Source organism: Rubritepida flocculans DSM 14296 (assembly GCF_000425365.1).
GTDB lineage: Bacteria > Pseudomonadota > Alphaproteobacteria > Acetobacterales > Acetobacteraceae > Roseococcus > Roseococcus flocculans.
Genome location: NZ_AUDH01000009.1, coordinates 51,507 through 68,903, shown reverse-complemented (window position 1 = coordinate 68,903; position 17,397 = coordinate 51,507). Strand labels below are relative to the sequence as shown.

15 protein-coding genes are annotated in these 17,397 nt (G+C 73.4%); 8 read left to right on the top strand and 7 right to left on the bottom strand.

The genetic code is table 11. The features are described 5' to 3' along the window. Positions 1–38 precede the first annotated feature (38 nt). Together H596_RS23400 and H596_RS0110245 are read left to right on the top strand one after the other, a co-directional pair. Complete coding sequence (locus tag H596_RS23400) at positions 39–770, top strand: CHAP domain-containing protein (RefSeq protein ID WP_245583984.1); 732 nt, start codon at positions 39–41, stop codon at positions 768–770. A 215-nt stretch (positions 771–985) separates the two neighbouring features. Continuing rightward, a complete protein-coding gene (locus H596_RS0110245) occupies positions 986–1,966 on the top strand; it encodes a Bug family tripartite tricarboxylate transporter substrate binding protein (protein WP_027284815.1) in 981 nt (326 codons plus the stop codon). A gap of 201 nt (positions 1,967–2,167) precedes the next feature. Here the strand turns inward: H596_RS0110245 and H596_RS0110240 are convergent, their stop codons facing one another. The 5 genes from H596_RS0110240 to H596_RS0110220 all read right to left on the bottom strand — a co-directional run bounded on the left by H596_RS0110240 (position 2,168) and on the right by H596_RS0110220 (position 7,335). Further along, positions 2,168–3,085 carry a (Fe-S)-binding protein gene (locus H596_RS0110240; protein ID WP_169579862.1) on the bottom strand — a complete coding sequence of 306 codons (918 nt, stop codon included), beginning with the start codon at positions 3,083–3,085 and terminating at the stop codon, positions 2,168–2,170. Next, a complete protein-coding gene (locus H596_RS0110235) occupies positions 3,076–3,483 on the bottom strand; it encodes a (Fe-S)-binding protein (protein WP_027284813.1) in 408 nt (135 codons plus the stop codon). The genes H596_RS0110240 and H596_RS0110235 overlap by 10 nt, the downstream gene beginning before the upstream one ends. Beyond that, positions 3,477–4,562: an alanine racemase gene (locus tag H596_RS0110230; RefSeq protein WP_027284812.1), complete on the bottom strand. Its 1,086-nt coding sequence runs from the start codon at positions 4,560–4,562 to the stop codon at positions 3,477–3,479. The genes H596_RS0110235 and H596_RS0110230 overlap by 7 nt, the downstream gene beginning before the upstream one ends. After that, positions 4,559–6,058, bottom strand: a complete 1,500-nt coding sequence (locus H596_RS0110225; protein WP_027284811.1) for a M81 family metallopeptidase — start codon at positions 6,056–6,058, stop codon at positions 4,559–4,561. The genes H596_RS0110230 and H596_RS0110225 overlap by 4 nt, the downstream gene beginning before the upstream one ends. Positions 6,059–6,216: 158 nt before the next feature. After that, positions 6,217–7,335 (bottom strand): pyridoxal-phosphate dependent enzyme, encoded by a 1,119-nt coding sequence (locus tag H596_RS0110220; protein WP_027284810.1) that lies wholly within the window; start codon positions 7,333–7,335, stop codon positions 6,217–6,219. Between the two features lie 49 nt (positions 7,336–7,384). Here H596_RS0110220 and H596_RS0110215 point away from each other — a divergent pair, with 49 nt between their 5' ends. The 3 genes from H596_RS0110215 to H596_RS0110205 all read left to right on the top strand — a co-directional run bounded on the left by H596_RS0110215 (position 7,385) and on the right by H596_RS0110205 (position 11,138). Continuing rightward, a complete protein-coding gene (locus H596_RS0110215) occupies positions 7,385–8,464 on the top strand; it encodes a M20/M25/M40 family metallo-hydrolase (RefSeq protein WP_027284809.1) in 1,080 nt (359 codons plus the stop codon). Positions 8,465–8,497: 33 nt separating this feature from the next. Further along, complete coding sequence (locus H596_RS0110210; protein ID WP_027284808.1) at positions 8,498–10,588, top strand: acetate--CoA ligase family protein; 2,091 nt, start codon at positions 8,498–8,500, stop codon at positions 10,586–10,588. 163 nt (positions 10,589–10,751) lie between these two features. Beyond that, a complete protein-coding gene (locus H596_RS0110205; protein WP_027284807.1) occupies positions 10,752–11,138 on the top strand; it encodes a VOC family protein in 387 nt (128 codons plus the stop codon). A gap of 253 nt (positions 11,139–11,391) precedes the next feature. On the opposite strand, the gene H596_RS0110200 is transcribed toward H596_RS0110205, so the two are convergent. Then, positions 11,392–12,762: an LLM class flavin-dependent oxidoreductase gene (locus H596_RS0110200; RefSeq protein ID WP_027284806.1), complete on the bottom strand. Its 1,371-nt coding sequence runs from the start codon at positions 12,760–12,762 to the stop codon at positions 11,392–11,394. A 168-nt stretch (positions 12,763–12,930) separates the two neighbouring features. Between H596_RS0110200 and H596_RS21010 the strand changes: the two genes are divergently transcribed. Beyond that, on the top strand, positions 12,931–13,899 hold the full coding sequence (locus H596_RS21010; RefSeq protein ID WP_084602669.1) for an HpcH/HpaI aldolase/citrate lyase family protein: 969 nt from the start codon (positions 12,931–12,933) through the stop codon (positions 13,897–13,899). Here the strand turns inward: H596_RS21010 and ndk are convergent. Then, the gene (gene ndk, locus H596_RS0110190) at positions 13,866–14,288 is read right to left on the bottom strand and encodes a nucleoside-diphosphate kinase (RefSeq protein ID WP_027284805.1); all 423 of its coding nucleotides are present in this window, start codon (positions 14,286–14,288) and stop codon (positions 13,866–13,868) included. The two genes, H596_RS21010 and ndk, sit on opposite strands and share 34 nt — an antisense overlap. An 84-nt stretch (positions 14,289–14,372) precedes the next feature. Between ndk and H596_RS0110185 the strand changes: the two genes are divergently transcribed. Together H596_RS0110185 and H596_RS0110180 are read left to right on the top strand one after the other, a co-directional pair. Then, a complete protein-coding gene (locus H596_RS0110185) occupies positions 14,373–16,238 on the top strand; it encodes an ABC-F family ATP-binding cassette domain-containing protein (RefSeq protein WP_027284804.1) in 1,866 nt (621 codons plus the stop codon). A gap of 40 nt (positions 16,239–16,278) precedes the next feature. After that, a complete protein-coding gene (locus H596_RS0110180; RefSeq protein WP_027284803.1) occupies positions 16,279–17,394 on the top strand; it encodes an alpha/beta hydrolase in 1,116 nt (371 codons plus the stop codon). The last annotated feature ends 3 nt before the right edge of the window (positions 17,395–17,397 follow it).

The following is a 17,397-nucleotide window of genomic DNA, read 5'->3' as shown; positions in this document are numbered from 1 at the left end:
AGGGATCGGGCATGCGCCTCAAGGCGGCCGCTCTGAGCATGTGTGTTCTGATCGCGGGGGCCGGCATGGCCCCCCAGGCCCAGGCCACCCGGAGCGACGGCCGCACCGAACTGCGCAGCACCCCCGCCCCGCGCGCCTCCGAGGCGCGCAACACCCAGGCCCGCCAGGCGCATTCCCGGCCGCGCACGGGCCAGCCGGCCGCCATCTCCTGCGTGCCCTATGCGCGCGCGGTCACGGGCATGGAGATTTCCGGCAATGGCCGCGACTGGTGGCACAACGCCGCCGGCCGCTACGCCCGCGGGCGCCGGCCGGAGATCGGCTCCATCCTCGCCTTTCCTGCCTCGGGCGGCATGCGGGCGGGCCATGTGGCCGTGGTCTCGCGCATCCACCACAACCGCCTGATCGAGATCGACCACGCCAACTGGGGCGGCCCCGGAATCCGCCGCGGCCAGGTGATGCGCGGGGTGCAGGTGATGGACGTCTCGGAGGACAATTCCTGGACGCGCGTGCGCGTTCAGGTGGGCTGGTCGGCCGAGAATTTCGGGCGCGAGTATCCGACCTACGGCTTCATCCACAACCGCCCCGCCACCAGCTTCGCGGCGGAGGAGGATCTGGTCCGCCCCGTCGCCTACACCCGGCGCGAGGCCCTGCGCCCCGGCGCGCCCGCCGCCCGGCCGGGCCAGCCCCGGGCGAGCCAGCCGCGCGCCGCGCAGCAGCGCCCCTCCGCGCAGCGCCCCGCCACGGTCCGCACCGCCAGCGCGGCCCGCTGATCCTGCCGGCGAGCGCGCCGCGGCGCGTCGCGCGAGCGGCCGCTGGTGTCGCTCTTTTCTTGGCGCGCAGCCGCCAGCCGGGCCCCAGCGGCTTGCCGGGTGGCGTGGTGGCGGCCCCGCGCGCGATACGGGCGGCCGCCGGCACGAGGCGCGAGGCCTTCCCTTTTCCGGAGCCCGCCGCGTAACCTCCCCTGCAAAGAGGGAGGAAACAGCTCATGCACCGTCGCCAGATGCTGGCGCTCGCCGGCGCGTCGCTGCTCGCGGCCCCGGCCGTCGCGCAGGGCCAGTGGCAGCCCGACCGGCCCATCCGCATCGTCGTCCCCTTCCCCGCCGGCGGGGCCACCGATGTCTGGGCGCGGCTCGTGGCCGAGCCCATGGCCGAGATGCTGCGCGTGCCGGTGGTGATCGAGAACCGCTCGGGCGCCGCCTCCATCATCGGCTCGGAGCTGGTGGCGAAATCCCCGCCCGACGGGCACACGCTGCTCTTCACCATCACGCCGCTGGTGCAGGCGCCCATCGTGCTGAACCAGCACCCCTATGACGTGGCGCGGGACTTCACCCCGATCGGCCAGATGGGCACGACCACCCTCATCTTCATGTGCCGCAGCGAGTTCCCCGTGCGCACCCTGCCCGAGTTCATCGCCTTCGCCCGCCGGCAGGCGGCGGCCGGGCGGGGGCTGAACCTCGGCTCCTGGGCGGCGGGCTCCACCGCGCATGTCTTCGGCCTTGCCTTCAACAACCAGCTCAACCTCGGCATGACGCATGTCGCCTATCGCGGCGAGGCGCCCATGCTGGCGGCCTATCTCGCGCGCGAGGTGGATTGCGGCATCAACTCCCTGACCACGATGCGCGAGCACATCGCCTCCGGCCGGGTGCGGCCGCTGGCGGCGCTGGGCGATGCGCGGGCGGGGGGCATGCCCGAGGTGCCGACCTTCATCGAGCAGGGGGTGGAGATCGGCCGCGGCTGGTCGGGCTTCGCGGGGCTGCTCGGGCCGGCGGGCCTGCCGCCCGCGGTGCATGCGCGGCTCGCCGAGGTGTTCCGCCTGACCATGGAGCGCCCGGCGCTGCGCCAGCGGCTGATCCAGCTCGACACCGACCCCGTCTGGCTCGGCCCGGAGGAGTTCGGCCGCGCCATCCTGCGCGTGCGCGACAAGTGGATCGAGCTGACGCGCGGGATGGATCTGCAGCTTGGGTGATCCCCGGTTTGGTTCTGATCCTGGTGGCTTCGCTCCGTTGCCGCGGCAAAGCCGCGGCGCCGACCGGGGGGCGGCGCGGCCGCTGGGATGCCTTTGTTTTGGGGCGCAGCCGCCACGCCGGATCCCATCGAAGCAAAGCTTCGATGGGTGCCCGCCAACCCTGCGCGCGATACGGTCGGCATGTCATGCCGACGTATAAGGCTACACGGGCCGCGGCCGCGTCAGCTCCGGCAGCACCAGCTTCCTCACCGCCGCCTCGCCCGCGGCCGCCAGGCGCTCGGGGCCGATGGCGGCCAGCGGATCCTCGGCGTTGCGCCATTGCTTGTAGTCGTCGCTGTAGTCCCAGCCCATGGACTCGGCGAGCAGATGCACCCAGTTCACCACGCGGATGCCGTGGTCGCGCTCCAGCCCCACCAGCTCGCGGTGGCAGGAGTGGAAGATGGTCACCAGCGTGTCCGCCCCCGTCTCGTGCATCGCCGCCAGCAGCGCGCGCTGGTGCGCGCCCAGCGCGCCGGGGACGTTGGCGAGGCCGAAGCACATGTAGCTGCCGCCGCGATGGCCGTGATCCACATGCTCCGCGCCGGGGATCATGCCGAGCAGCGCGGGGATGATGTGGTTCACCGGCACCTCCGCGTGGAAGCCCATGTGCCGGTCCACCAGGAAGCGCGTCGCCACGCGCTTCGTCAGCAGCGGGGCGAGCGCCGCGCGCCGCTCCCACAGCGCCTCGGAGAGGTGGCGATGGTCGAAGCCCTTCTCCTTGGTCCGCCCCATGAAGTCGTCGAGGTTCATGTGGCAGGAGGGGCACCAGGTGATGACGCTTGGCGGCCCCTTCGGCGCGGCGGCCGATTCACGGCTCCGGTGCTCGCCGCCCTTGGCGGCTCCGCCCTCCGCCGATCGGACGCCCGAGGCCCATTTCCCGAACTTCTCCATCGTCCGGTTCGCCATGCCCTCCGCGATGCGCGGCGTGCTCTCCTTGGGGCTGCCGCAGCAGGCGCCGGGGCCGCCGACCGGGGCCGCGCCGACGCCCACCGCCTCCAGCATGCGCGCGGCGAGGCGGATGATCTCGCCGTGGCGCGTCATGTTGCAGCCGTACCAGAACAGCGCCTCGGTCACAGCCATTCCTCCTGTTCCCGCTCGCTGAAGCCGAGCCGCGCGAAGGCCTTCACGCGCGCCATGGCCTCCGAGGCGTCGCGCTTCGGCAGCACGCCCGTCTCGTTCGCGCGCCATTTGGCGAGGCGCAGCATCAGGCGCGGGTTCACCGCCTCCGGGCAGGCCGCGTTGCAGACGCCGCTGCGCGTGCAGACGCTGATCCAGCCGCGCGCGCCCGCGCCGCCCTCGCCGCCCGAGAGCACCTCCAGCACGCCTTCCACCAGCGTGGCGGCGGACACGCCCGCCGCGCCCTCGGCATAGGGCATCATCGGGCAGACCTCGGCGCAGCGGCCGCAGCGCGTGCAGGCGGCGAGGATGCGCGCCGTCTCGCTCTCCCGCAGGGCGGACCAGTCGGCGTGCGCTACCATCCGTTCACGCGGTCCCACACGGCGATCACCTCGCGCCCTCCGTCCACGACATGATAGCGGTCATAGGCCGCCGCCGTCAGGCAGGAATGGTTGGGCGCGATGCGCAGCTTCGCCCCCACGGGCAGCATGGGCGCGCCCGAGAGCTCCCCATGCTCCTGGTGCACGCGCGTGACGACGGGCTCGCCCGGCAGGGGCGCGCCGTCGAGGTCGAGGCCGAGCCCGAAGCCGTAGTCGCGCGGCGCCTTCTCCGTGCTGCGGTCCTTGGAGAGCGCGAGCGCCCCGGCGTCGAGCAGCAGCGCGCCGCGCTCCGGCTTGCGGCCGATCACGCTCGCCAGCACCGTCACGGCGATGTCGCCCATCGGGTGGGTGCCGAGCTGTCCCTGGAAGAGATCCCCGAACATGTACACGCCCGCCCGCACCTCGGTGATGCCGGCGAGCGAGCGAGCGTGCAGCGCGGTGGGCGAGGAGCCGAGGCTCACGATGTCCACGCGAAGCCCGGCCGCGCGCAGCGCCTCGGCCGCCGCGACGGCGCCCGCGCGCTCCTCCTCGGCGATGCGCGCCATCTCCTCCGCGCTGCGCCCCGCGTAGGAATGGCCCGCATGGGTGAAGACGCCGCGCAGCTTGGGGCCGAGCGCACGCGCCACCGCCAGCGCCTCGGCGGGCGGCACGCCGCCGCGGCCCTCGCCCACATCCACCTCCACCAGCGCGGGCGTCTCGCCCGGATGGACGGCGATGGCGGCGGCGCATTCGGCATCGTCGGTGATGACCTTCACCTGCGCCCCCGCCGCGTTCAGCGCCGCCACCGCATCGAGCTTCTGCGGCGTGACACCCACGGCGTAGATCTGGTCGCGCCAGCCGCCCTCGGCGAAATGGCGCGCCTCGGCCAGCGTGCTCACGGTGATGGGGCCATGGCCGGGTGCGGCGAGTTCCGCCACCGCGCGGGATTTCGCGGTCTTGAGATGCGGGCGCAGCGTCACGCCGGGGTGGCGGGCCATCGCCGCCCGCATGCGCGCGAGGTTGCGCTTCAGCACGCCGAGGTCGAGCACGAGGGCGGGCGTGGGCAGATCGTCGAGCGTCATCGCGTCGTCTCCGGATCGAGCGGCAGCACGGGCCTGGGCAGCTTCGTCCAGTCGAAGCGCGCGAGGATGGGCGAGGTGAGGCCCGGCGCGTCCACCTCCACGATGCGCGCGTGGTCGAAGAACTCGTCGAAGCCGCCGCGGAAATGCCCTCGCGACTTCACCACCACGCAGCGCGCCTTGGCGATCTCGATGCCGAAGTGTTCCAGGAAGGCCGGGTCCGCGCATTGGGTGCGGCCCTCGATCACCACCACCTCGATGCCGCCGAGACGCAGCCGCGCGCTGCGCCCGAGCTGCATGGCCGTGCCCGCGAAGATGCCGCGCCGGCCGGTGATCCGCCCGTCCGAGAGCGCGATCACCTCCGCCTCCGCCGCGAAGGGGCGGGCGAAGGGATCCTGCGCGGCGTCGCGGTTGAAGCGCGCCTCGAAGCGCGCGCCCACGCCCTTCTCATGGGCCTCGATGGCGAGCGCGGGGTCGTGGATCACGCCGAAGACGGCGCCCTGCACGCCCGCGCGGTGGAAGGCCTCCAGGATCCACATGGTGTTGCCGCGCCCGCCGCCGCCCGGATTGTCGGCCACATCGGCGAAGGCGAGCGGAACATCGCTCGAGAGGGCGCGGCGCACCGCCTCCTCGAGCGGGGTGAGATCGGCCACGAAGCGCGCGCGCCGCGCCCAGGCGGCCTCGGCCAGCTCATCGGCCAGGCGGTCGGCCGCGCCCTGATGCGTCGCCGTCACCACCGCGCACATGCCGTTGAAGGGCGTGTCGCCATAGGCGAAGCCGCCCATCACCGAGACGTTGACGATGCGCGGATCCTCCGCCTGGCGCTGCTGGCCGAGCGCGATCACCTCCGCATAGGGCCCCTCGGCGGTGAGCAGCGAGACGGTGGGCGCGACGATGGGAAGCCGCCGATGCGCGCGCAGGAAGCGCTCGCCCGCCATCAGCCGGCGCAGGAGCTGCGCGCATTCGGCGCCGCGCGCGCGCATGTCGAGGTGCGGGTTGGTGCGGTAGCCCACGAAGGCGTCGTTCAGCGCCACGTTCGCGTCGCTGACATTGGCGTGCAGGTCCCAGGAGCAGACGAAGGGGACCTCGCCCAGCTCCGCGCGCACCAGCGCCTGCAGCGCGCCCTCCGGGTCGTCGAGGCGGGTGGTCAGCCCCGCCCCGTGCATCACGCAGAACACGCCCTCCACCCGGCCGCGCAGCAGCCGCAGCCCAGCCTGCCATTCGGCCATCAGCCGCTCGAAGAAGCCGTGCTCCACCGGCCCGTTCGGCTCGGCCATGGCGAGCAGGATGGGCTTGGGCTCCCAGGGGCCGGCGGCGTCCATCTCCGCGACGAAGCCCGGCATCTCGCCCAGCGCCTGCGGGGCGGGGCCGCGCGCATCGGCGAGGATGGCGGGCCCGCGCAGCAGGCAGCGCTGCGCGAAATCCGCCTCGCCGGCGGCGGGGGCGAAGCGGTTGCACTCGATGGAGAAGCCCAGCAGGGCGACGCGGGGCCGCATCATACCAGCGGCCGCTTGCATTGACTCGTGGGGATGCGGCGCGGCCGCTGGTATGCCCTTGCTTTGGCGCGCAGCCGCCACGGCGGGTCCCATCGAAGCGCAGCTTCGATGGGTGCCCGTCAACCCTGCGCGCGAGACGCCCGGCGTGACCGCCGGCCGTCTCACAGCGCCACTCCCAGCATCTCCGCATAGCGCGGCGTGGCCTTGAGCCCCGTGCCCGTCAGCACCACCACGCTCGTCTCGCCCGGGGCGATGCGTCCCGCCGCGAGCAGCTTGCCGAAGGCGGCCGCGGCCTGGGCGCAGGTGGGCTCCACATAGACGCCGCGGCGGGCGAGCGTCAGCGCGGCCTCGGCGATCTCCTCCTCGCTCAGCAGCACCGCGCCCCCTTCCGATTCGCGCAGCGCGGCCAGGCATTCGGGCAGGCGCAGCGGCTCGGCGATGGCGGTGCCCTCCGCGATGGTGGGCCGCGCGGGCGCGGGCGGCAGGCCGAGGGCGGCGCGCGCGATGGGCCCGCAATTCGCGGGCTGCGCGGCGAAGAGGCGCGGCCGCTTCGCGATCTGCCCCGCGCGCAGCAGCTCCCCGAAGCCGATGGCGCAGCCCAGCACGTTGGAGCCCGCGCCGCAGGGGATGATCACGTTGTCCGGCGCGCGGAAGCCGAGATCCTCCCACAGCTCATAGGCGAGCGTCTTGGTGCCCTGCAGGAAGAAGGGGTGCCAGTTGTGGCTGGCGTAGAAGATCCGCTCCGCCTCGCGCTCGGCGGCCTCGGCGCAGTCCTGGCGCGAGCCGGGCACGAGGGTGATGGAGGCCCCCGCCGCGCGGCTCTGCACCGTCTTGGCGGGAGAGGTGCTCGCGGGCACGAAGATGCTGGCCTGCATGCCCCCGGCCGCCGCATAGGCGGCGATGGCCGCGCCGCCATTGCCCGAGGAATCCTCCAGCACCGCCCGCACGCCCTGCTCGCGCAGCAGCGAGAGCATCACCGAGGCGCCGCGGTCCTTGAAGCTGCCGGTGGGCATGAACCACTCGCATTTCAGCAGCGCCGTGCCGCCGCCCAGCGCCATCTCGACGAGCGGCGTGCAGCCCTCACCCATGCTGATGGGCGCGGCGGGCAGGAACGGAAGGGCCGCGGCATAGCGCCAGAGGCTGCGCAGGCCGGTGGCGATGTCCTCCCGCCCGATGCCGGGCAGATCGGTCAGCAGCAGGGGTGCGCGGTCATCGCCGCACCAGCGGGGCGCATCGAGCGGCCAGGTGCGCCCGCTGCGGGGGTCGAGATAGGCGGTCATGGGCGGCGAGGGTTGCGCGCGGCCCCGCTTCGGGCAAGCCTCGCGCGCCATGGAAAACGACATCGCGCGCCTCGCCGCGGAGCTTGTGCGGATCGACAGCCGCAGCGCCCTCTCCAACCTTCCCATCGCCGAGCGCATCGAGGCCGAGCTCGCGGGCTTCGAGATCGAGCGCCTCGACTACACCGACGCGGCGGGCGTGCAGAAGCGCGCGCTGGTGGCGCACAAGGGCGGCCCGGGCGGCCTCGCCCTCTCCGGCCACATGGACACGGTGCCCGAGACGGGCTGGACGGAGGATCCCTGGTCCGGCCGCATCGCGGAGGGCGTGCTGCACGGGCTGGGCAGCGTGGACATGAAGGGGCCGCTCGCCGCCTGCATCCTCGCCGCGCGCGCGGCGCGGCGCGCCACGCTGCTCATCACCACCGACGAGGAGACGACCAAGGCCGGCGCGCGGATCATCGCCGAGCGCTCCGTTCTCGCGCGCCAGGCCGCGCCGCGCGGCATCCTGGTGGCGGAGCCCACGAGCCTCGCGCCCGTGCGCGGGCATCGCGCGCACATCCTCATCACCGCCACCGCGACGGGGGTGCAGGCCCATTCCTCCACCGGCCAGGGCGTGAACGCGAACTGGGCGCTGATCCCCTTCCTCGTGGAGGCGCGGCGCATCCACGAGATGCTGCGCCACGATCCCGCCTGGCAGGATCCGGCCTATGAGCCGCCCTTCAGCGACTTCAACCTGATCCTGGACAATCACGGCACGGCGCAGAACGTCACCGTCGCCAAGGCCACGGCGCGCATCAAGTTCCGCTACTCCCGCCGCATCGACCCTGCGCCCATCCTCGCCGCGCTGCGCCGCGCGGCGGAGGCGAACGGCCTCGCCCTCGAGGAGGCGCGCGAGGGCACACCGCCCGAACTGCCCGAGGAGCACCCGCTGCTGCGCGAGGCGATGCGCGCCACCAACGCGGCCCCGCGCACCGCGCCCTACGGCACCGACGCCTCGGAGCTGCAGACGCTCGCCCCCTGCGTGATCCTCGGGCCGGGCAGCATCGCCACCGCGCACACGCCGCAGGAATGCGTGCGGATCGAGGAGCTGGAGGCGGCGCGCGCCGTCTTCGCACGCCTCCTCGCGGACTGAACGAGAACGGATTCAAGGGACGGAACGCCAGACATGGACTTCGCCACGCTCGACCCGATGATCCGCCCGCGCTCCATCGCCATCGTCGGCGCATCGGACGATCCCACGCGCATCGGCGGGCGGCCCATCGCCTACATGAAGGCGCGCGGCTTCCGGGGGGCCATCTTCCCGGTGAACCCCAAGCGGCCCTCGGTGCAGGACATCCCGGCCTTTCCCGATGTGGCCTCCCTGCCCGAGACGCCCGATGTCGGCCTCGTGGCGGTGCCGGGCGAGGCGGCGATCGAGGCCATCGAGGCGCTGGGGGCGAAGGGCACCAAGGCCGCCATCGTCTTCACCGCGGGCTTCGCCGAGGTGGACGAGAAGGGCGCCGAGGCCCAGGCGCGCATGGTGGCCGCGGCCAGGCGGCACGGGATGCGGATGCTGGGGCCCAACTGCCTCGGCCTGTTCAACGACGCGATCGGCTTCTACCCGATCTTCTCCTCCTCCTTCGAGCAGGGCTGGCCCATCGCGGGGCGCATCGGCATCGCCTCGCAGTCCGGCGCCTATGGCACGCATCTCTATTCGCTCGCGCGCAACCGCGGCATCGGCACCAATGTCGTCGTCACCACCGGCAACGAGGCGGAGGTGGCGCTGGGCGACGTGCTGGGCTGGATGGCGCAATCCCCCGAGATCGACGTGATCTGCGCCTATGCGGAGGGAATCCGCGAGAGCGCGAAGTTCCTCGCCGCGCTCGATCTCGCGCGGCGCAACCGCAAGCCCATCGTGATGATGAAGGTGGGCCGCAGCGCGCTCGGCGCGCGCGCCGCGCAGTCCCACACCGCCTCCATCGCCGGCGACGACGCGGTGACCGAGGCGGTGCTCGCCGAGTTCGGCGTGGTGCGCGCCCGCAACACGGAGGAGCTGCTCGACATCGCCTACGCCGCGACGAAGCGCATCTACCCCGCGCACAACACTCTGGGCGTGATGACCGTCTCGGGGGGCGCGGGGGTGCTGATCAGCGACGTGGCGGAATCCCTCGGCTTTCCCATGCCGCCCATGCCGGAGGCGGCGCAGGCGCGGCTGCGCGGCCTCGTGCCCTTCTGCGCGCCCGCCAACCCGGTGGACTGCACGGCCCAGGCCTTCAACCAGATCGAGCTGATCGGCGCCTTCACGCGCAGCATGGTGGAGGAGGGCGGCTACACCTCCTGCCTCGGCTTCTTCACCCAGGTGGGCGGCTCCACCACCAATGCGCCCAAGGTGCGCGCGCAGATGAAGGCGGTGATGCAGGACCACCCCGACCGCGTCTGGGCGCTCAGCGTCATCGCGCCCCCCGAGATGGTGCGCGACTACGAGCGCGACGGCTTCCTCGTCTTCGAGGATCCGACGCGCGCGGTGGTGGCGCTGCACGCGCTGGGCCGCTTCGGCGCGGCCTTCGCCGCCGCCCCCGCCGCCCCGCCGCCCCTGCCCGCCATCGCCCTGCCGGCCGAGGCGCCCTCCGAGGCCGAGGCGAAGCGCATCCTGGCAGAGGCGGGCATCCCCGCCGTGCCCGAGCGCGCCTGCCCCGCGGTGGAGACGGCCGTGGCCGCGGCGCGGGAGTTCGGCTTCCCCGTGGTGATGAAGATCCTCTCGCCCGACATCCTGCACAAGAGCGAGATCGGCGGCGTGCTGCTCGACGTGGCGGACGAGGCGGCGGTGCGCGAAGGCTTCGCCACGCTGATGGCCCGCGCGGCCGAGCACGCGCCCGGCGCGCGCCTCGAGGGCGTGCTGGTGGCCAGGCAGATCAAGGGCGCGGTGGAGATGGCGCTCGGCCTGCTCCGCGACCCGGTCTTCGGCCCCGTGGCGATGGTGGGGCTGGGTGGCGTCTTCATCGAGGTGCTGAAGGATGTCGCCTTCCGCCGCTGCCCCTTCGGCGTGGCGGAGGCGGAGGCGATGATCCGCTCGCTCAAGGGCTTTCCGCTGCTGGACGGCGCGCGCGGCCGCCCCAGGGCCGACGTGGCGGCGCTGGCCGAGGCGCTGTCCAGGCTCTCCGCCTTCGGCGCGGCGGCGGGCGAGCGGCTGGTCTCGGTGGACATCAACCCCTTCTTCGTGCTGCCCGCGGGAGAAGGCGGCTTCGCCGCCGATGCGGTGATCGAACTCGCCCCCTGATACGGTCGGCATGACATGCCGACCGTATCGCGCGCAGGGTTGGCGGGCGGCTGCGCGCCAAAACAAAGGCATACCAGCGGCCGCACCGGCTTCTCAGGAGTCGAAATCAGCGGCCGCTGGTATGAGCCCCCTCCCCCTCTCCCCGACGGAAAGGACCACGCCGATGCCCCGCCTCCGCTACGACCACATCCATCTGCGCAGCCCCGACCCCGAGGCCACCGCCGCCTGGTTCGAGGAGATGCTGGGCGCGGAGGTGATCCGCAGCATGCAGCAGGGCAAGCCGCGCATCGATCTCAGGCTCGGCGGGACGGACATCTTCATCGTCCAGAGCGACGCCACGGCGGCCGAGGCGCCCATCGCGCCCTACAAGGGCATCGACCATTTCGGCTTCGCCGTGGAGGGCGGGCTGGACGAGATGGTGGCCCGCCTCAAGGCCAAGGGCGTTCACTTCACCATGGAGCCGAACTCGCCGCGCCCGGGCATCCGAATCTGCTTCATCCGCGGGCCGGAGAACATCTCCATCGAGCTGCTGGAGCGTTTTCCGGCCTAGACAGAAACTGACACGCGGGCTCTGGCGCACCATCGGCATGCCGACCTCGCCACCAGCCAAACCATAGTGCCACAGTTTCATCCACGGCGGGTCGGGATCGCCGGTGGGTAACTGATACGGTCGGCATGACATGCCGCCCGGATGGCGCAGCGATGGCGCACCCAGGGCGGCGCGCCGCGTTGCGGCCCGGCGTGGCGGCTGCGGGCCAGGACACAGGCGCATCAACAGCCCGCGATCGGGGCGCGCCCGGAGGCTACCCCCCGCCCGGAGCCCGCCAGTCGAAGGGCCGGGCGCGCGGCAGGCCCAGGTTCTCGCGCAATGTCGTGCCCTGATAGCCGCGGCGGAACAGCCCGCGCCGCTGCAGCTCGGGCACCAGAAGCCGCACCACGTCCTCGTAGCTTCCGGGCATGTGGGTGGCCGCGATCACGAAGCCGTCGCAGGCCTCCTGCTCGAACCAGGCCTGCATCTCCTCGGCCACGCGCGGAGCGGTCCCGCAGAAGACCGGAAACTCCCGGATGGTGCCGCGGCCGCTGATCTCCACGAAGTCCCGCAGCGTCGGGTTGCGCTTGCCGGACTGCGCCACCACGCGGTCGCGCAGGGCCTGCAGCCCCGTGATGCCGGCCAGCTCCTCGTCGGTGAAGGCCTCGTCGAGCCCCTTCTTCGAGAAGTCCACGTTCAGCACCTCCGAGAGCAGGGCGAGCCCGTCCACCGGCCGCGCCAGGCTCTCGATCAGCGCGCGCTTCTCCGCCGCGGCGGCCTCGGTCTCGCCCAGAATCACGTAGATGGCGGGGCAGACGCGCACCCGCCCCGGGTCGCGGCCGGCGCTGGCCACCTGGTCCTTGAAGGCGCGCCAGGCGCGCCGAGCGGCCTCGAGCTGCGGCTGGATGACGAAGATCAGCTCGCCCCAGCGCGCGGCGAAGCGCTGGCCGCGCCCGCTCTGCCCCGCCTGGATCAGCACCGGCCGGCCCTGCGGCGTGCGCGGCACGGTGAAGGGCCCGCGCGAGCGGAACCAGCGCCCCTCGAAGTCGAGGCGCCGCACCTTGGCCGGATCGGCGAAGAGGCCGCTCGCGCGGTCCTGCACCAGCGCGTCCTCTTCCCAGGAATCCCAGTGGCCGAGCACCACCTCCAGGAACTCGTCGGCGCGGTCGTAGCGCAGGTCGTGCTCGAGATGCGCCGCCGCGCCCATGTTGCGCGCCTCGCTGTCGTTGAGCGAGGTGACGACGTTCCAGGCGACCCGCCCGCCCAGCAGATGGTCGAGCGTGGCGAAGACGCGCGCGACGTGGAAGGGCTCGTAGTAGGTGGTCGAATAGGTGGCGCCGAGGCCCAGATGGCGCGTGGCCAGCCCCATGGCGGTGAGGATGGAGACGAGGTCGAGCTTCACGGCGCGGATGCCGTGGCGCACCGTCTCGGCATGGTCGTCGCCCAGGATGTCGGGCATGGCGAGGCGGTCGTCGAAGAAGGCCATGTGGAAGCAGCCCGCCTCCAGCGTGCGGGCGATGCGCTGGTAGTATTCCGCGCCGAGATAGTCCTGCATGGTGGCCGGGTGCCGCCAGGAACCGGGATAGTTCGAGCAGTTCTGCGCCTGCAGGAAGGCCACCAGGGCCATCTGGCCGTCGCGCGACATGTTCCCTCCCCTCCTCCTCCGCGCCTCCGCGTGCCGGGGCGGGCGCCTCTGGCGGGCGCGGGCGAAGTCTCGGCCCGATCGCGGCGGCTGACCAGGGTGGGGCGGCCGGCTGGACCCCGCCCCCCGCCCGCCCCAGGATGCCCCCCGACCGACCCGGGGAGACGCCGCATGACCCTTCGCCCCTGCCGGAGCTTCCTCTTCGCCCCCGGCGACCATGCGCGGCGGGCCGGCAAGGCGCTGGCCCTGCCCGCCGACGCCGCGATCCTCGACCTGGAGGACGCGGTGGCCGTGCCGGCCAAGGCCGCGGCCCGGGCCGCGGTGCGGGCGGCGCTGGAGGGGCCGCGCCGCGCCCGCGCCTTCGTGCGCGTCAACGGCTTCGCCACCGAATGGTGCTTCGGCGACATCGAGGCGGTGGCGGGGCCCTGGCTCGACGGCATCGTGCTGCCCAAGCTCGAAGCCCCGGCGGAGCTGGTCGCGGTGGACTGGATGCTGGCCGCGCTGGAGCGCGCCCGCGGCCTCGCCCCCCGCGCCATCGAGCTGATGCCCATCCTGGAGAGCGCGCGCGGCCTCGCAGCCCTGCCCGAGCTGGCCGCCGCCGCGGCCGGGCTGGGCGGACGGGTGCGCCGCCTCGCCTTCGGCGCGGGGGATTACACGCTCGACCTCGGCCTCGCCTGGGGGCGGGAGGAGGAGGAGCTCGCCCCCGCGCGCGCGGCGATGGTGCTGCACAGCCGCGCCGCCGGGCTCGAGGCGCCGGTGGACACGGTCTGGATCGAGCTGGCGGACGCCGAGGGCTTCGCCGCCTCCTGCGCGCGCGGGGCGGCGCTGGGCTTCCAGGGCAAGCTCTGCATCCATCCCGACCAGATCGCCCCGGCCAACGCCGCCTTCTCCCCGCCCGCCGAGGAGGTGGCGCGGGCGCGGCGCATCATCGCCGCCTTCGCCGCGGCCGAGGCCGAGGGCCTCGCCTCCATCCGCGTGGAGGGGCGCTTCGTGGACTACCCGATCATGGACCGGGCGCGGCGGATGGTGGCGCTGGCCGAGGCGATCGCGGCGGCCGAGGGCGGCGCCGGCGCGGCCGGCGCACCGCCCCCGTCAGGCCGGGCCTGTCAGCCCACGATCTCGCAGCCGGCGAAGAAATAGGCGATCTCGATCGCCGCGTTCTCGGGGCTGTCGGAGCCGTGCACCGAGTTCGCCTCGATGCTCTCGGCGAAGAGCTTGCGGATGGTGCCCTCGGCCGCATTCGCCGGGTTGGTCGCGCCCATCAGCTCGCGGTTCTTCGCGACCGCGTTCTCGCCCTCCAGCACCTGCACCACCACGGGGCCGGAGACCATGAAGTCCACCAGGTCGTTGTAGAAGGGGCGGGCGGCGTGGACCTTGTAGAACTCCTTGGCCTGGGCGCGGCTCATCCAGATGCGCTTCTGCGCCACGATGCGCAGCCCGTTCTCCTCGAAGATCGCGTTGATCTTGCCGGTCAGGTTGCGGCGCGTCGCGTCGGGCTTGATGATGGAAAAGGTGCGTTCGATGGCCATGGGGGCGTCCTCTGACGTCGGATCGCGCGCCTTCAAGCCTGCCGCCGCTTCCCGCGCAAGCCCCGAGGAAGCTACACCCCCGCCATGACGGTGCTCACGATCCGCGACCTCACGCTGCGCATGGCCGGGCGGCCGCTGCTGGAGGGCGCCTCGCTGCAGGTGGACACAGGCCGCAAGATCGGCCTCGTCGGGCGCAACGGGGCGGGCAAGTCCACCCTCCTCCGCGCCATCCTGGGCGAGGTCGCGCCCGATGGCGGCGAAATCCGCCTCGCCGCGCGCGCGCGCCTCGGCCATGTGGCGCAGGAGGCGCCGGCGGGCGAGGAGTCGCTGCTCGAGGTGGTGCTCGCCGCCGATGCGGAGCGCGCCGCGCTGCTGGCCGAGCTGGAGGCCGGGCCCGAGCCCGGCCGCGCCGCCGAAATCCATGAGCGGCTGATCGCCATCCGCGCCGAGGCCGCCCCCGCGCGCGCGGCCGCCATCCTCGCCGGGCTCGGCTTCGACGCCGCCGCCCAGGCCCGCCCCTCGCGCGAGTATTCGGGCGGCTGGCGCATGCGCGTCTCCCTCGCGCGCGCCCTGTTCCTCGAGCCCGATCTGCTGCTGCTCGACGAGCCGACCAACCACCTCGACCTCGAGGCCGCGCTCTGGCTCGAGGAATGGCTGCGGAAATTCTCCGGCGCGGCCATCGTCATCAGCCATGACCGCGGCCTGCTCGACCGCTGCGTGGACGCGATCGCGCATCTCGACCAGCGCCGCATCGCCCTTTACCCCGGCAATTTCGAGAGCTTCCTGCGCATCCGCACCGAGCGCGCGCAGCAGCAGGCGGCGCTGAACGCGCGCATCGCCGCCCAGCGCGCGCACATGCAGGCCTTCGTGGACCGTTTCCGCGCCAAGGCCACCAAGGCGCGCCAGGCGCAATCCCGCCTCAAGGCGCTGGAGAAGCTGCCCCCCATCGAGGCCATCGTGGAGGAGGCGCCGACCCGCTTCGCCTTCCCCGAGCCCGAGCCGCTTCCCCCGCCCATCCTGCAGCTCCGCAACGGGGTGGCGGGCTATGGCGAGCGCGTGGTGCTGCGCGGCCTCGACATCCGGCTCGACCAGGAGGACCGCATCGCCCTGCTGGGCGCGAACGGCAACGGCAAGTCCACCCTGGCCAAGCTGCTCGCGGGGCGTCTCGCGCCGCTCGCGGGCGAGATGCACCGCGACCGGCGGCTGCGCGTGGGCTATTTCGCCCAGCACCAGGCCGATGAGCTGGACCCCGCCGGCACGCCGCTCTCGCACATGGCCGAGGCGCTGCCGCGCGCGAACGAGACGCAGCACCGCGCGCAGCTCGCCCGCTTCGGCCTGGACGCCGATCGCGCGGAGACGCGCGTGGCCTCGCTCTCGGGCGGCGAAAAGGCGCGGCTGCTGCTGGCGCTGACCACGCGCGAGGCGCCGCATCTGCTCATCCTCGACGAGCCGACCAACCACCTCGACATCGACGCGCGCGAGGCGCTGGTGCGCGCCCTGGCCGACTACCGGGGCGCGGTGCTGCTCATCAGCCACGACCCGCATCTGGTGGAGCTGGTGGCCGACCGGCTCTGGCTCGTGGCCGACGGCACGGTGCGCCCCTTCGAGGGCGATCTCGAGGACTACCGCGCGCATCTGGCCGAGCGCGCGCGCGGCGCGGCGAGGCCCGCCGAGGCGCCGGCGCGCCGCGACGAACGCCGCGAACGCGCCGAGCAGCGCCAGAACCTCGCCCCCCTGCGCCAGCGCCTCAAGGCCGTGGAGGCGCAGATGGCGAAGCTCGGCGAGGAGGCGCGGGTGATCGACGGCGCGCTCTCCGACCCGCGCCTCTACGAGCGCAACAAGCCCGACCTCATCGCCCGCGCCACCGCCCGCCGCGCGGCCATCGCGCGCGAGATGGAGGCGCTGGAGACGGAGTGGCTGACGCTGAGCGAGGCCCTGGAGGCCGCCTGATTCGCGCCCTATCCTCGGGGCGGAAACGCCAGGACGCGCCATGACCGAGGAGAGCCTCCCGCCCCTTCCCCTGCCGCCGGGCCTCCGCGCGCGCGTCATCCGGCACGTCAACGGCCTGCACATGCATGTGCTGGAGGCGGGCGAGCCGGGGCGGCCGCTCATCCTGCTGCTGCACGGCTTCCCGGAGCTCGCCTATTCCTGGCGGCATGTGATGGGGCCGCTCGCGGCGGCCGGCTATCACGTCGTCGCGCCCGATCAGCGCGGCTATGGCCGCACCACCGGCGCCGACACGCGCTTCGAGGCCGATCTCGCCGCCTATCGCCTGATGAACCTGGCGCGGGACGCGATGGGGCTGGTCGCCGCGCTCGGCGCGCCGCGGGTGCGGCTGCTGGTGGGGCATGATTTCGGCTCGCCCGTCGCGGCCTATGCCGCGCTGATCCGGCCCGACCTCTTCCCCGCCCTGGTGCTGATGTCCGCGCCCTTCGCCGGCCCGCCCGCGCGGCTCGGCGACGGCGCGCCCCCGCCGGGGCAGGACATCCAGGCCGAGCTCGCCGCCATCGGGCGCAAGCACTACCACTGGTACTACTCGACGCCCGAGGCCGATGCCGACATGCGCGGCGCGCCGCAGGGGCTCGCCGCCTTCCTGCGCGGCTACTACCACATGAAGAGCGCGGACTGGCCGCACAACGCGCCGCACCCGCTCGCCGCCTGGACGGCGGAGGAGCTGGCGAAGCTGCCCACCTACTACGTGATGAAGCTGCACGAGACGATGGCGCAGACGGTGGCCCCCCACACGCCCGCGCGCGCGGCGCCCTGGCTGACGGAGGCGGAGCTCGCCGTCTATGCGGGCGAGTATGCGCGCACCGGCTTCCAGGGCGGGCTGAACTGGTATCGCATCCGCACCTCGCGCCGCTTCGACGCCGATCTCGAGGCCTTCGCGGGGCAGGCCATCGCCGTGCCCTCGCTGTTCATCGCGGGCGCAGCGGATTGGGGCATCCACCAGGTTCCGGGCGCGCTCGAGCGGATGAACGGCACGGCCTGCACCGCGATGCGCGCGGTGCACCTCCTCCCCGGCGCGGGCCATTGGGTGCAGCAGGAGCAGCCCGCGGCCGTGACGCGCCATCTTCTCGATTTCCTCGCCACCCTGCCGGAGTGACCC

Bases quoted from the DNA above. Each gene is read 5' to 3' on its own strand.
- H596_RS23400 (WP_245583984.1), top strand. From the start codon at position 39: ATGTGTGTTCTGATCGCGGGGGCCGGCATGGCCCCCCAGGCCCAGGCC.
- H596_RS0110245 (WP_027284815.1), top strand. From the start codon at position 986: ATGCACCGTCGCCAGATGCTGGCGCTCGCCGGCGCGTCGCTGCTCGCG.
- H596_RS0110240 (WP_169579862.1), bottom strand. From the start codon at position 3,085: ATGGCTGTGACCGAGGCGCTGTTCTGGTACGGCTGCAACATGACGCGC.
- H596_RS0110235 (WP_027284813.1), bottom strand. From the start codon at position 3,483: ATGGTAGCGCACGCCGACTGGTCCGCCCTGCGGGAGAGCGAGACGGCG.
- H596_RS0110230 (WP_027284812.1), bottom strand. From the start codon at position 4,562: ATGACGCTCGACGATCTGCCCACGCCCGCCCTCGTGCTCGACCTCGGC.
- H596_RS0110225 (WP_027284811.1), bottom strand. From the start codon at position 6,058: ATGATGCGGCCCCGCGTCGCCCTGCTGGGCTTCTCCATCGAGTGCAAC.
- H596_RS0110220 (WP_027284810.1), bottom strand. From the start codon at position 7,335: ATGACCGCCTATCTCGACCCCCGCAGCGGGCGCACCTGGCCGCTCGAT.
- H596_RS0110215 (WP_027284809.1), top strand. From the start codon at position 7,385: ATGGAAAACGACATCGCGCGCCTCGCCGCGGAGCTTGTGCGGATCGAC.
- H596_RS0110210 (WP_027284808.1), top strand. From the start codon at position 8,498: ATGGACTTCGCCACGCTCGACCCGATGATCCGCCCGCGCTCCATCGCC.
- H596_RS0110205 (WP_027284807.1), top strand. From the start codon at position 10,752: ATGCCCCGCCTCCGCTACGACCACATCCATCTGCGCAGCCCCGACCCC.
- H596_RS0110200 (WP_027284806.1), bottom strand. From the start codon at position 12,762: ATGTCGCGCGACGGCCAGATGGCCCTGGTGGCCTTCCTGCAGGCGCAG.
- H596_RS21010 (WP_084602669.1), top strand. From the start codon at position 12,931: ATGACCCTTCGCCCCTGCCGGAGCTTCCTCTTCGCCCCCGGCGACCAT.
- ndk (WP_027284805.1), bottom strand. From the start codon at position 14,288: ATGGCCATCGAACGCACCTTTTCCATCATCAAGCCCGACGCGACGCGC.
- H596_RS0110185 (WP_027284804.1), top strand. From the start codon at position 14,373: ATGACGGTGCTCACGATCCGCGACCTCACGCTGCGCATGGCCGGGCGG.
- H596_RS0110180 (WP_027284803.1), top strand. From the start codon at position 16,279: ATGACCGAGGAGAGCCTCCCGCCCCTTCCCCTGCCGCCGGGCCTCCGC.